Annotated in this window: 20 protein-coding genes and 2 pseudogenes; 13 read left to right on the top strand and 9 right to left on the bottom strand. The window is 69.2% G+C overall.

Annotated features, from left to right (window positions below; all coding sequences use genetic code 11):
* Window positions 1-38: 38 nt before the first annotated feature.
* Together ACFVUH_RS23470 and ACFVUH_RS23465 are read left to right on the top strand one after the other, a co-directional pair.
* A complete protein-coding gene (locus tag ACFVUH_RS23470; RefSeq protein WP_387915211.1) occupies window positions 39-578 on the top strand; it encodes a hypothetical protein in 540 nt (179 codons plus the stop codon).
* 108 nt (window positions 579-686) lie between these two features.
* Window positions 687-995 (top strand): hypothetical protein, encoded by a 309-nt coding sequence (locus ACFVUH_RS23465; protein WP_387915210.1) that lies wholly within the window; start codon window positions 687-689, stop codon window positions 993-995.
* Window positions 996-1240: 245 nt separating this feature from the next.
* Here the strand turns inward: ACFVUH_RS23465 and ACFVUH_RS23460 are convergent, their stop codons facing one another.
* From ACFVUH_RS23460 to ACFVUH_RS23450, 3 genes are all read right to left on the bottom strand, one after another.
* Window positions 1241-1561, bottom strand: a complete 321-nt coding sequence (locus ACFVUH_RS23460) for a hypothetical protein (RefSeq protein ID WP_387915209.1) — start codon at window positions 1559-1561, stop codon at window positions 1241-1243.
* A 107-nt stretch (window positions 1562-1668) separates the two neighbouring features.
* The gene (locus ACFVUH_RS23455) at window positions 1669-2118 is read right to left on the bottom strand and encodes a hypothetical protein (RefSeq protein ID WP_387915208.1); all 450 of its coding nucleotides are present in this window, start codon (window positions 2116-2118) and stop codon (window positions 1669-1671) included.
* A 272-nt stretch (window positions 2119-2390) separates the two neighbouring features.
* Window positions 2391-3470, bottom strand: coding sequence for a Gfo/Idh/MocA family protein (locus ACFVUH_RS23450; RefSeq protein WP_387915207.1), 1080 nt, complete (start codon window positions 3468-3470; stop codon window positions 2391-2393).
* A 114-nt stretch (window positions 3471-3584) separates the two neighbouring features.
* Here ACFVUH_RS23450 and ACFVUH_RS23445 point away from each other — a divergent pair, with 114 nt between their 5' ends.
* The 3 genes from ACFVUH_RS23445 to ACFVUH_RS23435 all read left to right on the top strand — a co-directional run bounded on the left by ACFVUH_RS23445 (window position 3585) and on the right by ACFVUH_RS23435 (window position 5308).
* The gene (locus ACFVUH_RS23445) at window positions 3585-4163 is read left to right on the top strand and encodes a TetR/AcrR family transcriptional regulator (protein WP_387915206.1); all 579 of its coding nucleotides are present in this window, start codon (window positions 3585-3587) and stop codon (window positions 4161-4163) included.
* 128 nt (window positions 4164-4291) lie between these two features.
* A complete protein-coding gene (locus tag ACFVUH_RS23440) occupies window positions 4292-4732 on the top strand; it encodes a hypothetical protein (RefSeq protein WP_387915205.1) in 441 nt (146 codons plus the stop codon).
* A gap of 174 nt (window positions 4733-4906) precedes the next feature.
* Window positions 4907-5308, top strand: coding sequence for a hypothetical protein (locus ACFVUH_RS23435; RefSeq protein WP_387915204.1), 402 nt, complete (start codon window positions 4907-4909; stop codon window positions 5306-5308).
* An 81-nt stretch (window positions 5309-5389) separates the two neighbouring features.
* Here ACFVUH_RS23435 and ACFVUH_RS23430 read toward each other — a convergent pair whose 3' ends face one another.
* The gene (locus ACFVUH_RS23430) at window positions 5390-6130 is read right to left on the bottom strand and encodes a VOC family protein (protein WP_387915203.1); all 741 of its coding nucleotides are present in this window, start codon (window positions 6128-6130) and stop codon (window positions 5390-5392) included.
* Between the two features lie 271 nt (window positions 6131-6401).
* Here ACFVUH_RS23430 and ACFVUH_RS23425 point away from each other — a divergent pair, with 271 nt between their 5' ends.
* The 4 genes from ACFVUH_RS23425 (at window position 6402) to ACFVUH_RS23410 (ending at window position 9400) form a co-directional block, all read left to right on the top strand.
* A complete protein-coding gene (locus ACFVUH_RS23425) occupies window positions 6402-7058 on the top strand; it encodes a hypothetical protein (protein ID WP_387915202.1) in 657 nt (218 codons plus the stop codon).
* A complete protein-coding gene (locus tag ACFVUH_RS23420) occupies window positions 7055-7699 on the top strand; it encodes a hypothetical protein (RefSeq protein ID WP_387915201.1) in 645 nt (214 codons plus the stop codon). Before ACFVUH_RS23425 ends, ACFVUH_RS23420 begins: the two co-directional genes overlap by 4 nt.
* A gap of 244 nt (window positions 7700-7943) precedes the next feature.
* On the top strand, window positions 7944-8402 hold the full coding sequence (locus tag ACFVUH_RS23415; protein WP_387915200.1) for a hypothetical protein: 459 nt from the start codon (window positions 7944-7946) through the stop codon (window positions 8400-8402).
* A 185-nt stretch (window positions 8403-8587) separates the two neighbouring features.
* Window positions 8588-9400: a hypothetical protein gene (locus ACFVUH_RS23410; RefSeq protein ID WP_387915199.1), complete on the top strand. Its 813-nt coding sequence runs from the start codon at window positions 8588-8590 to the stop codon at window positions 9398-9400.
* A 64-nt stretch (window positions 9401-9464) separates the two neighbouring features.
* Here ACFVUH_RS23410 and ACFVUH_RS23405 read toward each other — a convergent pair whose 3' ends face one another.
* Together ACFVUH_RS23405 and ACFVUH_RS23400 are read right to left on the bottom strand one after the other, a co-directional pair.
* Window positions 9465-9677 carry a DUF397 domain-containing protein gene (locus ACFVUH_RS23405; RefSeq protein WP_387915198.1) on the bottom strand — a complete coding sequence of 71 codons (213 nt, stop codon included), beginning with the start codon at window positions 9675-9677 and terminating at the stop codon, window positions 9465-9467.
* Window positions 9674-10504, bottom strand: coding sequence for a helix-turn-helix domain-containing protein (locus tag ACFVUH_RS23400; RefSeq protein WP_387915197.1), 831 nt, complete (start codon window positions 10502-10504; stop codon window positions 9674-9676). Before ACFVUH_RS23400 ends, ACFVUH_RS23405 begins: the two co-directional genes overlap by 4 nt.
* Window positions 10505-10658: 154 nt before the next feature.
* Between ACFVUH_RS23400 and ACFVUH_RS23395 the strand changes: the two genes are divergently transcribed.
* The 4 genes and pseudogenes from ACFVUH_RS23395 to ACFVUH_RS23380 form a co-directional block, all read left to right on the top strand.
* A complete protein-coding gene (locus tag ACFVUH_RS23395; RefSeq protein ID WP_387915196.1) occupies window positions 10659-10895 on the top strand; it encodes a hypothetical protein in 237 nt (78 codons plus the stop codon).
* Window positions 10896-11079: 184 nt separating this feature from the next.
* Window positions 11080-11568, top strand: coding sequence for an NUDIX domain-containing protein (locus ACFVUH_RS23390; protein WP_387915195.1), 489 nt, complete (start codon window positions 11080-11082; stop codon window positions 11566-11568).
* A 267-nt stretch (window positions 11569-11835) separates the two neighbouring features.
* Window positions 11836-12126, top strand: coding sequence for a hypothetical protein (locus ACFVUH_RS23385; RefSeq protein WP_387915194.1), 291 nt, complete (start codon window positions 11836-11838; stop codon window positions 12124-12126).
* A 68-nt stretch (window positions 12127-12194) separates the two neighbouring features.
* Window positions 12195-12539 (top strand): annotated as a pseudogene (locus tag ACFVUH_RS23380) (transposase); the annotation flags it as partial.
* A gap of 36 nt (window positions 12540-12575) precedes the next feature.
* Here the strand turns inward: ACFVUH_RS23380 and ACFVUH_RS23375 are convergent.
* The 3 genes and pseudogenes from ACFVUH_RS23375 to ACFVUH_RS23365 all read right to left on the bottom strand — a co-directional run bounded on the left by ACFVUH_RS23375 (window position 12576) and on the right by ACFVUH_RS23365 (window position 14111).
* Window positions 12576-13445 (bottom strand): annotated as a pseudogene (locus tag ACFVUH_RS23375) (transposase).
* Between the two features lie 63 nt (window positions 13446-13508).
* On the bottom strand, window positions 13509-13787 hold the full coding sequence (locus tag ACFVUH_RS23370) for a hypothetical protein (RefSeq protein WP_387915193.1): 279 nt from the start codon (window positions 13785-13787) through the stop codon (window positions 13509-13511).
* Window positions 13788-13898: 111 nt separating this feature from the next.
* A complete protein-coding gene (locus ACFVUH_RS23365) occupies window positions 13899-14111 on the bottom strand; it encodes a hypothetical protein (protein ID WP_387915192.1) in 213 nt (70 codons plus the stop codon).
* Between the last annotated feature and the right edge of the window lie 180 nt (window positions 14112-14291).

Genomic DNA, 14291 nt, shown 5'->3' with positions numbered 1-14291 from the left:
TGCCGGGCAACACCGCTTTCGGCAGGGAGGACGACGGCATGGCAGCGACGTACGGCCCGCTCCGGTACGAAACGGGCGGCGCCTACCTGGGGCGCGGGGAACGAACCACCGGAGTACCGGTCTTCGACCGGGACGGCTTGCGTCAGGAGGGGACGGAGGGCTTTCGCTGGGACGAGATCAAGGAGATGGATGTCGAGGTCCAGGACATCGGTAGCAAGTCCCTGGCGCAGAACATCGCGATGTTCCTCCTCACCGTCGGCTCGGTGACACAGCGGGCACCGGGCACCGAGGAGTCGTGGCTCTGGCTGCAGCCAGTGCACGGGAAGCCGATGGTGTGGAAGTTCGACGTACCGAAGCGTTCCGAGGCACGGTGGAGTCCAGGGGCTGTACGCCGGTTCGTTCGCCGCCTCGACAAGACCGGCAAACAGGCCCACCTGGGATCGCCGGAACTCGCGGCAAGCCTGGAAGCACTGCACCGGGTACCGCACTTCCCACCCTGGAAGCGGGACCGGGCGGTCGACCGGCTCGTTGACGCGCTGCCCGCCCCCGAGCCCGGCCTGGGCCGGGCTCGGGGGTGATGGACTCGTACCCGGAGGTGGCGCCACGATCGGATCGAGCCACTTCACTGGTGCACATGAGGTGGATGCCCTTGGCGACGGCTCCGACGTCGGTTGTCTGGAGGTTTCATGGTTGATCGCGAACTCTGCGGGTCGAACAGGCACCTCGTCGTCAAGGCCGAACCGTTGGACGGTCCGATCCATGCCGTTTCATGGTGGAGTTCGTTGAAGTACGGCCTTGCCGGCATGGGATTCCTGGCCGCTTTCTCAGCCTTCCTGTTCGTGGTCGCCGGCGTGACTCCCGGAGTCTTCGTCATCGCCCTTTCGCTGGCCCTGTTGATCGTATGCTCGGCCTGCTTCTTGATAGCGGGGCACAACTCCTCATGCGCGGTCAAGAAATCACTGGTGACGGTGTTCGACTGGTGGCAGTCCATCTGACGGCCTTGAGACGAGGAAGCCACTGATCCGGCTCCGTGCGGAACCGAACCGAAGCAGGACACTGCCCGGCAGCCGCCCACCGGTCGGCTGCCGGGCAACACCGCTTTTTGACGTCCCTTCCGCTCCTGGGGCTCATCCTCGGATGGCGCGGCAGCGTCCGGAGGAAGGGGAACCGGAAGCCCTGACCGCGGTGCGTGACGCGGGCAGATCGCGCCGGGCCGCCCGGAACTGACGCCCCTGCGGCCCTACTGGCCGGCGTCGCAGTCCTGGCAGCGGCTCACCGCGGAGCGCTTGAGGTTTCCCGCAGTGGCGTGCAGCGGGCCGGAGTCGGAGAGTCGGCGCCAGGCACCCGGGGCGGGGTCCAACACCCATCCGTAGACCGGGGGTTGCACGTCGGCCGGGACGATGTGGGGGCAGCCGGGCAGATGGGCCTTCCGGCTGGTGTGGATGATGATCGCCGACGGCGGCCAGCCGTCCCACTCGGCGCCGGGAGCGCCCACGGCAGCGGCCCGCGCGGGCGGGGCGCATTCCGCGCAGTTGCTCAACTCGTGGCGACAGTAGTCCATCGATCCTCACCCCGTCCGGCTCGCGCCCGAGTCTACGGGCACGAGCCGGGCCTGCCGACCCACCGGGAGAGGCGGGCCGCTCGGGGTGAGGGCGGCGCGACAGGACGCTAGGAGTGTTCCAGGCCCACGTAGCAGGTGTAGTTCGAGCCTGGATCATTGGAAGGCGTGCCGTTGTAGCCGTCCTCCCAGCCGCTGGAGCCCTCGGGAAAACCGGTGTAGGCCTCCTGCTTGGCCCCGCCGATCCAGAAGTGCGCCTCGCGGTCGTTGTTGACGTCCTTGTCGAGCACGCAGGAGAAGTTGTTCTTGCACCAGAACTTGCCCGACGAGCCGCTCTCCGAGACGAATTCGACGTACCAGTAGTCGAATTCCTCCGAGAAGGCGCCCGTCTGGTAGTGCCGAGGGAACGGTCCGGCGTCGGTCCCGTCCTCCATGTGCGGGATCTCATAGGTGTTGGACTCAACGCCGCTCTTCGATGCGCTGAACTTGATCACGACCTTGTCGATCGCACTGCCCCAGCGGTTGAAGAACCTGACGTTGATCGTATGGTCGGTGGCCATGGCGCCACCTCCTTGATCGGATCGCAGGGTGGCGGGCAGACGAGAGACTGTCGTCACGCTTCGGAGTCACCCGAACTCCCCACGTGTCCATTCTTCTCCCGATCGAGCCGCGCCGCGACCGGCGCTCGCCCCGGGTTTCGAGGTTCCGGGGGCGCCGACGCGCTGGACGCCAGGCCGGCCGCCCCCGACCGTCACCGCCACCGTTCGGTCACCTGCCGAGCTGTGCGGCGGGTTCCCCCGGGCGCTTGCCCGGAGGGAACCCACCGCACAGCTCACGGGACCTGCTGCGGGCTCGCCGTGGCCGCCGAGCGTTCGATGGTGGCGAGCAGCCGGTGGTACCGCAGGCCGTCCGCGAAGTCGGGGTCGGGACGGCGCCCCTCGGTGATGGCGGCGGCGACGTCCTGATAGAGGGCCGCGATGTGGGCGGGCGTGCCCGCCGGGACGCTCGCCGGTACGGTCCGGTAGGAGTCGGGCACCGCCAGGAGCTCACCGCCGACCCGGATCTCCCAGTCGCCCCAGTGGATGTACGCCGCCCCGTCCGCGGGGGTGGCGGTGAGGGTGCCGGTGCTGCCCGCGAGCTTGAGCAGGAACCCGTCCGCGACCCGCGCGTGGCCGCCGTGGATGGTCGCCGACGCGGTGGCGCCGCCCTCCAGCAGTCCGTGCAGCAGCACCTGGTCGGGCGTCCCGTTGGCCTCGGTGCGCTCCGTGCCGGCGACCCGGACGCGTTCGTGCAGGCGGGGAAGTCGCGCCGAGACCTCGGTGAACCGGCCCGCGACCCGTTCCAGGGTCGCCAGGAAGTGGCCCGCCATGATCGTGAGGATGGAGTTCCCGGCGGCGGGGTCGAGACTCCAGGCCAGGTCGGCCGGGATGCTGGTGCCGCCGAAGGGGTCGCCCGCGGCGATGAGCGCCGCCGATTCGAGCGTGCCGATCCGGCCCTCGGCGACCAGGTCGGCGACGAACCTGACGCTCGGGGAATGGTGGCCCTGGAGGACGACCGCGTGGCTCACGCCCGCGGCCTCGGCGGCGTCGGTCAGTTCACGCGCCTCCTGTTCGCCGACGGCCAGCGGCCACTCGGACACGACGTGCTTGCCCGCCTCCAGCGCGGCGCGGATCACCGCGGCGTGCCGGGTCACCCGCACCGAGACGACGACCAGGTCGACGTCCGGGTGGGCGGCGAGCGTGGCGGCGTCGGCGAAGGCATGCCGGACGCCGTACGCCTTGGCCACGCGGTCGGCGCTGGCCTGGTTGGTCGTCGCGACCGCGGTCACCTCGTACTCGGGGAGTCCCTTGAGCGCAGGCAGGTGCGAGCCGTCCGCCCATCCGCTCGCCCCGACCACTCCGACTCGGATCATGCTGCGCCCCCTAGTTGTGTACCTATCGGTAAGAAACTAGGGCGGGGGCGGGCGCGGGCGCAAGGGGTAATGTACCGATAGGTAAAAAACTTTCCGGGGAGCACGGAGGACACCATGCCCGGCGGACGCCCACGCTCGTTCGACGCCGACACCGCCCTCGACCGGGCCCTGGAGGTCTTCTGGCGGCAGGGCTACGAGGGCACCTCGCTGACCGACCTCACCACCGCCATGGGCATCAACAAGCCCAGCCTCTACGCGGCCTTCGGCAACAAGGAGGAGCTCTTCGGCAAGGTCCTCGCCCGCTACCTCGAAGGCCCCGGCGGCTACACCGCCGCCGCGCTGGAGGCGCCCACCGCCCGCGAGGTCGTCCGGCTCCTGGTCCACGGCGCCGTCGACCTCACCACCGGCCAGGAGACGGCGCACGGCTGCCTGTGCGTCAAGAGCGTCCAGGCCGGCGGACCCGACGCCGAACCGGTGCGGCGCGACGCGGTCGCGGCCCGCAAGGCCGGGGAGGCGGCGCTGCGCCGACGGCTGGAACAGGCCGACGACCTGCCGCCCGGCCACGAGCCGGCCGACCTCGCCGTACTCGTCCACACCGTCTCCGACGGCATCGCCGTCCAGGCCGCCGCCGGACGCACCCGCGAGGAGCTGACCCGGGTCGCCGAGTCGGCCCTGCACGCCCTGTTCGACTGACCGGGCCCCGGCCGCGCAAGGTCCTGCCGCAGCACCGGGGGGAACCGCCCCATAGCAACCTCGACAGGGCCTTGTGAAAAGCTCTGGGTACGTGCACGCCGGGGCGCGCTACAGGAGCGGGGCGGACCATGCGGAAGAGGCGCACTCCGTGGGCGGTTCTCTACGGCCTGATCGGGGCGGTGTTCCTGCTCATCGCTGTTTCCATGACAGCGTTCTTCGCCAGAGTGGACGACCTGATTCCCATCGTCCTCTGCGGAGTCCCGGGACTGGTGCTCACGTTCCGCGCCCCGATCTTCGGAGTCTCGTTCGGAAGCGCGGGTGTGAAGTACTCCGGGCTGCTCGTCTCGCGTTCGTACGCATGGTCCGAGATCGAGGAAGTGAGGTCGGTGGTCGTGTCGGGGACGCTGTTGTCCTCCAGCCTCCCGGAACTGGTGCTGACGTCGGGCAAGGCCCAGCAGATGCCGATGCTGGCGGGGTACGCAGGGGACGACGCTCGGAACGGTCGCGTGGAGCGTCTGGTGGCCGACCTGGATCGGGCGCGTACGGGTGCGTCGGCCCAAGGTGGGTAGAGCTCCTGAAGGCTCCCGGCACGGGTGGGCCACGGGGAGGGAACGGGTGTGAAACTCCGGCCTGTTGAGAGCCGCCGGTCGTGGCGAAATCCGGTCAAGTCACGGCGGGCGGCTGCGGAACTGGATTCGCCGCTGGGAAGGATCACCGTCTTCAGGGGACCGGTCGGTGCCTCTGTGTCGCTCGGAGGCGCCATCGAGCGCTGGGAGTTCGTGCTGGACGGCACCGAGATCCTCTCGGTGGACGGCATGGGCCCGCCGGGCTACCCGGCCCGGCGCCATGTGAAGGGCGGGGTCGAGGTCTCCCTGCTCGGAGTGAAGGGACGCCTCACCCGCAGGCGCACCCTCGGGGCGCGAGGCCGGTTCGTCAGGCTGGAGGCCGGTGACACCGCGTTCGTCGCCAGGGCGCGATTCCCGCGGAACCGCGTCGTGGACTCCTCGGGTGCCGAGCTCGCGGACTTCACCGGACGTGCCTGGCACTTCCGCGCGCCCGAGCGCGGTGTCGTCGCGTTCGCGGCCCTTGTTGTCGCGGCCGACCTCGAGGCGACGCTGGCCTCGCCGTTGTTGGAGATCTGCTGAGCGGGGCCCCGACCGGGAAACCGGTCGGGGCAGGCGCGGTGAGTGTGCGTCGGACGGAGTCGAATGGGCCGCCGGCCCGGGTCAGAGAGGGCTGAGGAGGCAGAACTCGTTGCCCTCCGGGTCGGCCAGCACCGTCCAGGAGACCGCGGACGGGTCGAAGCCGCCGGGGTCGGTGGCGCCCAGGGCGCGCAGCCGGGCCGCTTCCGCTTCCGGGTCGTCACCGGGGTAGGGGCGGACGTCGAGGTGGACGCGGTTCCACACGCTCTTGCTGTCGGGGGTGCGGACGAACTCCAGGTAGGGGCCGACGCCCGTGGCGGACCGCATGGTCGCGGTGTCGTCGGTGACCTCGTGCACCGTCCAGTCCATCGCCTGGCCCCAGAATCGGGCCATCTCCCGCGGGTCGGCGCAGTCGACCACCACCGCGGCGATCGGCCCGGTGCCCTGGTACACCGGGCGGGGCTCCAGAACGCAGAACTCGTTGCCCTCCGGGTCGGCCATGACCGTCCAGGGGACGTCGCCCTGACCCACGTCGGCGAGCGTCGCACCGAGAGCCTTCAGGCGCTCGACCAGCTCCGCCTGATGGGCGGTCGAGGTGGTGGCCAGATCGATGTGCACCCGGTTCTTCACCGTCTTGGGCTCCGGGCGGGCGACAATGTCGATGCAGACGGCCACGGGGGCGGGGTAGGCGAAACCCACGGGTTCGAGGTTGGTCACGCCGGGTCCCTCGCTGTCGACACCCCAGCCGAGGGCCTCCGCCCAGAACCGGCCGAGCGCGGAGTCGTCCTGGGCCTTCATGTTGATCTGCACGAGTCTTGTTGCCATGCCGAGGATCCTAGGAGCCGCCATCGGCCCAGGCCAACGCGATTTGGATGCGCCCAGACCGCCGCGGCCTGACCCTTGGAGGCCGATTCGGCAGGGGCACCCACACGGCGCGCACGTCCCTGCCGGCGCGCTGTCCGTAACACTCCGCCCGAGGTCGTGAACATCCCAACCCTCTGGGATGGGCATGTCATTCGTAGGCGAGGAATAATCCGGTGACGTGCCGGGCACGCACTGTCATTGGCCTGGCAGCCCGACCACCAGGAGGTTCCCTGTGGAAGCTGTCCCGCGGCACCACCTTCGCCGACGTCTGGCCGCATTGGCCACCCTGACCGTCACCCTCGCCGGAGTCAGCGGCCTCGCCGCGGGCGCGGCACATGCCGACCCGCTGCCTCGGCCGCCGTCCGACACCTGCAACCCGAACCTGGAGACGATCTGGCAGGACGTCGTCAACGTCCGGGTCACCCCCACGGTCACGCACTGGGCCGTCATCTCCATCGCGCCCGGCACCACCGGAACCTTCACGGAGACGCTCTCCGAGGTCGAGAGCGTCAGCACCACCTACAACAACTCGGTGGAGATCAACGCGTCGGCGGGCATCCTGTTCGCCAAGGTCTCGGCCAAGATCGGCTGGTCGGTGCAGAGGACCACGGCCAGCACCCACAGTTGGTCGCAGACGCTCACCGTGAACATCAACCGACCCGGTGACTACGGGATGTTCAAGGGGACCAACAAGGTCGAAGGCGATTTCGTCCGCTACCAGTGCGCCCGGACCGGACCGAGCACCGGTGTCTGGGTGAACACCCTGCCCGGCGGCACGAGCACCTATCTGACGTTCGACGCCGAGGTCAAGGGCTCCATCGCCTGCGACAGCACCGTCACCCCGGGCAGCGTCCAGGATCTGGCCCGGCGCAGGCTGCAGTGCCCGTGAGCACGGTCACCCGCCCCGCCCGCGCCCTCGCCGCGCTGGTACTCGCCTTCGCCAGCGCCCTGTTGCTGCTCGTGGCCCCGCAGGCCTCGGCGGCCGGTTCCCTGCCGGGCCCGGGCGGCACGGTGTGCGACCCGTCCACGGTCCGGTTCCAGAGCCCCTACGACGACTGGGGCAAGCCGTCGGATCCCCGTGTCTTCCCACGGCCGATACAGAAGTACGGTCCGACCTATCTCTCCAGCCACCCCTACAAGAAGTCGGACCCGGACCGGCCGTTCCGCCGCCACCAGGCCGAACTGCTGACCGCCGACTGGGAGGGGAGCACCAGTTGGTACATCTGCCGGGGTGAGGGGCCGGCCGTCTACCTCATGCCCTGGCCCGCTTTCGACTGCCTCACCGTCACCGATCCGGTGGCGAGCCCCAACGCCGAAGTCACCGTCGACCCGTGCGTCGATATCCAGGGCCGGGGACTCAAGTTCCGCATCCACACCAACGAGGCGGGCTGGTCGGTGATCCAGGACGATCGCTGGGGCTACTTCCTCGACGCCGTCCGGACCACCTACCGGGACGAGGTCTACGGAACGGTGTGGATCTACACCCTCAAGCTGTCCGCCGACAACGCCCTGGCGTTCCGGATGGTCTGAGCCGCCCTGCGGGGCGTGTCCACGGTGGCGCCCCGGTTCACGGTGGCGCGGCACACCCCGAGCAGCGGGCACCGACCGGGAATCCGGCTGCTGTTGGTCGATTGCGAGTGATCGGCTGCGGTGGGTGACGCCGGTCTCCGAGACTCGTCCCGGAGACCGGCGTCGGTCATTCCCACCTCACCGCGACCCGATCCTGGCCACCCTCTCCGGGTGGAGCTATGCCAACGCCCTCGCGCTGCTCGACGTGACCGGCCCCGGAGAGGCCACGGGCCGGTTCCTCCCCGGGTACACCAGCTTCATGATCGCCCGGCCGCACGACCGGCCGCCCCGCCCGACGCCGGCCCTGCTGCCCGGGGAGGAGCGTCCGAGTCACATCGGCCCCGCGAAGCTCGACGACTGGACCGGCGGTTGGATCGCCCAGCTCGCGGCCCCCTCCGCCGAACGCATGGGGGCAGGGGCCGAACAGATCCTCTGGGACGTGGCCACCGGTTCGCAGGCCCGGACAGCCTCCGACGCGGACGGAGGGTGGACGGTCGTCCAACGCGGTCCCGTTCGCCTGTGGGACCGGGTGGAACGAGCGGTGCAGCGCCGGCAGTCCGCCGACGAACCCCATCAGGACCGGTTCGGAATCACGGTCTCGGCCGCCGGTCAGCGCGTGTGGCTCGGCACCGAGGACGGCCCCGGGTGGGACCTGCCGATCTGACACACGCGGGCCCTCAGGTCAACATCGTGCACGCCCTGGCGGGTGGCCGGACAGCAAGACGCCCCGTTCGGCCGAGCACACGGCGGGGCGCTGTCGTTGGTGCTGACCTGCGGCTGTTCTGGGGTGACCCCGCAGGGACACCAATGGGGTGGCGTGCGGCTGCCGGTGCCCGTCATGCTGGCCGCGTGGCCGATCGAGCGAACTTCGTCGTTGTCCGCGAGAGCGGCGAGTACGAGCTGTATCTCGACCGCTGGGGTGCGGTGGGCCTTGATCTCGACCTGCTGGCGGGGCCTGCCGAGACGCTCTCGACGGTCCGGCGGCTGGGGGTCGTTGACTGGTGGCTGGACGACGTGTACTGCCAGGGAGCGGCGCTGATCGACCTCGGTCGGAAGGTGCTGCTGCTGTTCGCCTGGGAGGGGCCGAGCACCGTGATGCGGTACCGGGCCGCGACCCTGGAACTGCTGCGGGACGCGTGGCCGGGGTGGGACGTGCGGTGGATGTACGACGGCCCCGCCGAGTTGCGGACCTATCTGGGACTGGACCCGGAGCCTGTGCGTGATCGCGGGCGGGACACGTTTCGAGGAGCGGTGCTGGAACCGGGGCACGAGGAGCTGTTGGACCCCGAGCCGACGGTCATCGTGGTGACCGTCGGCTCGGAGCACTGCTACGTGGTGGCGAACGTCTCCGACCACCCGGTCCGGGAGGGCGCCGCGCTGCTCGACCGGCTGCGGGGCGGCCCCGAACACGGGATGTGCAGGGTGCCCGCCGATGCCGGCCTCCACATCGATCCGGCGCGGCGCCGGGTCGGGTGGTGGGTGCTCGGGGCGACGGCCGAAGCGTACGAGATGGCGGAGCGATGGCCCGGCTGGACCGTGGAGTTCTGGCAGGACTCCTGGCAGGAGCACGTCCGGCTGGCTCCGGACCGGTTCCGGCCTCCACCGGTCGACCGTGGGCGCGCCCTGGCAGAGGTTCGGGCGACTGCCGCACGGCGCCGTTAGCGCGACGCCACAAGCAACGGGCCCCGACCGGGAATCCGGTCGGGGCCCAAGCAGTGAGCTTGCGTCAGACGGTGTCGAACTCGCCCGCCTGCACGCCAGCGACGAACGCGCGCCAGGCAGAGGCCAGGAAGACGAGGGCCGGGCCCTCCGGGTTCTTGGAGTCACGCACGGGGACGAGACCAAGGAAGTTGGGCGAGACCTCGATGCAGGCCCCGCCGTTCTGGCTGTAGCTCGACTTGAACCACGTCGCCCCAGCCAGATGTAGAGAGTGAGTCATGGTCGGAGTTCCTTCCGAGCAGCGCGGATCCTTTCGAGCGAGGCCACATCCGAACTGGCGCCCACCTGAAGCCGATCGTAGTCCCTAGCCCACATGGTCACCGTCTCGGATTCCCGAGCCAGGAACCCCCGCTCCTGCGACTCCGTGTATCCGAGAAGTGTGCGGTCGGACATGGTGAGCAGATAGACCGACGCAGCGAACGGCCTGCGCTCGCCCATCACGAAGGGCGCGATCTGAACGATCGTCTTGGGCCGGTCCGCAAGCTGCGCCAGGTGGTCGAGCTGTCCTCTCATCACGGCTGGTCCGCCGACCAATCGGAGAAGGCAGCTCTCGTCCAACACTGCGTGCACGAGCGGGGCGGACGGCCGACCGAGCCGTTGTTGGCGAGCGAGGAGATAGGCAACCCGCTCTGCGGCGCCCTCTTCGGTGACGGCGCCGCGTCGGACATCCGCCGCGGCCAACGCCTCGGCGTAGGCCTGGGTCTGGAACAGCCCAGGAATCACACCAAGCTCGAACATGCGCAGCTCGACGGCTTTTGCCTCGTGTGCTGCGTACTCCGGGAATCCCTCCAACAAAGAGGAGCCATTGAGGCTCCAATACATCAGTTCTAGTGTCCCACCCGTGTCCAACACCTTGTCGGCCACTCGGACCCAGTCGAGTGTGGGACTGCGCGTACCTCGTTCGAGGTTGGAGATCTGACTGTCGCTCAGGTTGGTGAGCTGCCCCAGCTGGACTTGGCTAAGCCCCGCAGCCTTGCGCGACCTGCGAAGTTGAACGCCGAAGGCCGCAAGGGGAGATGTCGCCGGGTCAAGTTCCGTCTCGCGCATGATCAGACCTCTTCGATCCCTGAATCCCACGGGGAAATCTGTCAAGTGGGGATGCCTTCCGATCCTAGGGCCCGGAAGTCCACTATGGCTACACCCCGTGAGAGATCCGGGACCCTGCGCAACCAATGGAGCCCCCATGCCCAGTCGCCCCCGCATGCCCATTTACACCCCCACCGTCGGCGAGGTCGTCCGCGACCTCGGGCACCGGGACTTCTCCGGCAAGCCCATCGAGGCCGTCTACATGGACACCCTCGCCGGGCTCGTCTACCTCCGCCCCGAAGCCGGCGGGTGCGAGTGGACCACCAAGCCCGAGTTCGTCCAGGCCCTCGACGAGCCCCGCTTCATCAGCGTCCAGCACCCCAGCCGGCCGCGTACCGCCGACGTGGCGTGAAGCTGCTCGCCACCGTCCTCGGCGTCCCCGCGCTCAGTGCCCTCGCCGCCGCCCTCGTCTGCTGGCCCATCCACAACGGGCCGCTCGCACCGCAGTTGCTGATATCCGGGCTGATCCTCACCGCCGGCATCTGCGCCGGACTGCCCGCCTGCTTCACCTGGCTCTCGCCCAACAGGAGCACCCCGTGCTGCACCACCTCCCCGCCATCCTCACCAACCCGCCCCGCCGACGCCTCGGCCACCAGGCCCTCATCCTCAACCGCGACGGCGCCGTCCTCCTGATCGGAACCGCCTACAAGTCCGGCCTCATGCTCCCCGGCGGCAGCGCCGAAGCCAACGAACTCCCCCACCTCGCCGCCCGCCGCCACACCGAAACCGAAACCGGCCTCGTCCTCCCCCTGCGCCACATCCTCGCCACCGACTACGTCGACGCCCAACTCCTCCCCGAAGGCATCAACTTCGTCTACTGGGGCGGACGCCTCACCGGCGCCCAGGAAACGATCGTCGCCCGCCACCGACCCCCCGCCACCATCACCGCCGTCCACTGGCTCCACCCCCACCAACTCCCCGACGCCATGGCCCCCGACCAGCACCGCCGCACCACCCAAGCCCTCACCGCCCTCACCAACGGCACCCACCTCCCCTTCCTCCTCCGCGGCACCCCCGCCGAATAGGAACCGCCGCACTCCCCGGGCCCGGAACCACACGGTTCCGGGCCCCGGGAACACTCCGTGAAGTCAGGCGGATCCCCGCACCTCACCTCCACAACAGGCACGTTGAAGCGGTCATCGCACGAGAAGGAAGCCCACATGAGGAGCACCGTGGAGGCCGCCGAACACCTGCGTGAACAGGTGATCGAGGTCGGCGAGAGCCATGCGGTTTCGTTTGGATCAAGGCGGGGGTGAGGGGTGACGGTGGTTCCCGGGTGGCACCCTGGAGCGATGCGATCTGGAACTGACATCACCGAGAACGGCCTGCGCCATCTGCTCAACGAGTGGGATCCGATCGGCGTCGCTGACGAGGTGCAAGACGAGTACGATTGCATGCTTGCCCCGCTCCTCCAGCGGCTCCGGGGTGGTGCCGACCAGACGGAGATCGGCGAGTTCCTGCGGCACGAGCTGGAGGATCACTTCGGCCTTACCCCTCTGCTGTCAGAGCCGGAAGTGACGGCTGCCCGACTGATGTCTTGGTGGACAGCTGCAGGCACGGCCGATGGCACCGGCTGCGCGTAGTCGCTCCATCCGGATCGTCTGCTCGTTTGTCAGGGTGTGTCGTTGACTGACGCGCAGTGGGCACGGATCGAGCCGCTGCTTCCGGACCGGATACCGAAGCGGGGCGGCCGGTGGCGGTCCTCGCCGACAAGGCGTATTCGTCACGGACCATCCGTGAGCACCTCAGGCGGCGCGGCATCCGGGCGGTCATCCCCGTGCCAGCCTATCAACGCGGCCACCGTCTGCGACGCGGCAGCCGGGGTGGTAGACCACCCGCCTTCGACCTCGAGGCGTACAAGGAGCGCAACACCGTCGAACGTTGCATCAACCGCTTGAAGCAGTGGCGCGGGATCGCCACCCGCTACGAGAAGACAGCGGCCATCTACTTGGCCGGACTGCACATCGCGGGCATCTTCCTATGGTCTGCCAGGTGATCCAAACGAAACCGCCTAAAGGAATGATGCGAAGGGTTAGTGGTCGTAGGCGGTCAGTGAGCGCATGACGGGTTGGCCGGTGTGGTCGTTGTGCCAGATCGCGGCGGTCAGGGCGAGGACGCGTTGCAGGACGCGGACCATGACGCCGCCCGGGGTGCGGCCCTGGTGTCGCTCGAGGTCGAGCTGGGCCTTGAAGGTCTGGTTGACGGACTCGATGACCTGCCGCAGCGGCTTGAACAGAGCGGAGCCGGCCCGCACGGGCTCGCCCTTGCGGGCCGGCCGCAGCAGACGCACGCCCCACGTGGCGAGTTCCTCTTCGAAGACGCGGCCGTAGTACTGCCGGTCGCTGATCAGGGTCTGGCCCGGGCGGGAGGCGACGAGGTCGGGCTCGGCGTGGAACATGCCGAGCAGGGTCTCGCGCTCGTCGGCCTTCGCGCCGGTCGACGCGAAGGCGACGGGCAGGCCGTGCAGGGTGCACAGCAGGTGCAGGCGCAGGCCCCAGAAGTAGCGTGAGTGGCTGGCGCAGTAGCCGTACTCGGCCCATCCGGCCAGGTCGGAGTCGACGACCCACACGGTGTCGGTCCACATCGAGGTGCCGGTCGCGAGGAGCCGGTTGACGTGGGCGATCAGGTCGGCGGCCTTGCGCAGCCGCCGGTTCTAGCCCGATTGCCCGGGCAGGTACGGGAACAGGTGCCGCAGGTGAGCCTGGGCGTGGCGGATCCAGCGGCGTTCGGAGGTGAAGCCGAGCAAGGCCTGCATCACAGCAAGGGTGACCAGCTCGGCGTCACCGAGCCGGGGTGCGATGCCGATCTCGGGTCGCCACGGCGCCAGATGCGGCGATTCCTTCAGCAGGTCGTCGGTCTTCACGTAGAGTGCGGTCGCGAGGGAGTCCAGGTCAGGCGTCACAACCGACCTTTGGACTCCCTCGCTTCATTTCATGCGCGCCAACGAGCCCTTGGCATCAATCATCTAGACCGGCACGCGGGCGAAGCCTTCGGTCCAGTGGTCCTCATCGAGGTCGTACTCTCGAATCTGGAAGCAGTTTGGCTCGTCGACGAAGCCCGGGAGAAGACGCGCGCGACGCATCCGCTCTTCGGCCGCGGCCTCAGACGAGTAGATGCCCAGCAGCTTGACGTAGCCGCCGTCCTGCTCGTCGATGAACACGCCGCCATCGTCGAGGTGAATCGTCGCGCTGTTGGGGCCCGCTTCGTTCTGGTGGCTGATGTGCCAGAGGGGATAGACCTTCACGGGCGCAGGCTACCCCTGGCTCAACTGGTGAACGTTCCCGGCCAGAGCACTAGCGGCGGAGGAGGAAGGATGACCGGGGTTATCCTTCCCTCTCCTGGGGCCTCGTCGGGGTCAGCTGATCAGCTTGTGCAGCGCCATCACGCTCGCGCCGAACGCCTCCAGGCCGGCCACCGCCGCAGCGGCACTGTGACCGCCGCCGAGGAAGGTCAGCCCGCCGACGACCAGGCCGATGACGGCCGCGGTGAGGAGGACGACGACGGTGCGGACCGTCAGGAACGGGGTGGGGCTGGACTGGTTCGAGGGGTTCGGGGTGGGCGTGCTCACGTTCTCCTCCATCGGGTGCCGGGGTCTGCGGAGCGGTTCCCGGATCGGGTCCGTGCGGCGGAGTGCCGACGGACAGGAACAGCATGCGAGCGTTCTCGGTAGTCCCTAAGCGGTGGGGCTGTTTGCCCAGGTAAAGTCCGGACAACGGTGGGGTTGTCCCGGGAGGTCCAGGACACGACC

The organism is Kitasatospora sp. NPDC058032 (assembly GCF_042885845.1).
Lineage (GTDB): Bacteria > Actinomycetota > Actinomycetes > Streptomycetales > Streptomycetaceae > Kitasatospora.
The sequence above is the reverse complement of the archived record's forward strand: the minus strand, read 5'-3'. Positions and strand labels throughout refer to the sequence as shown.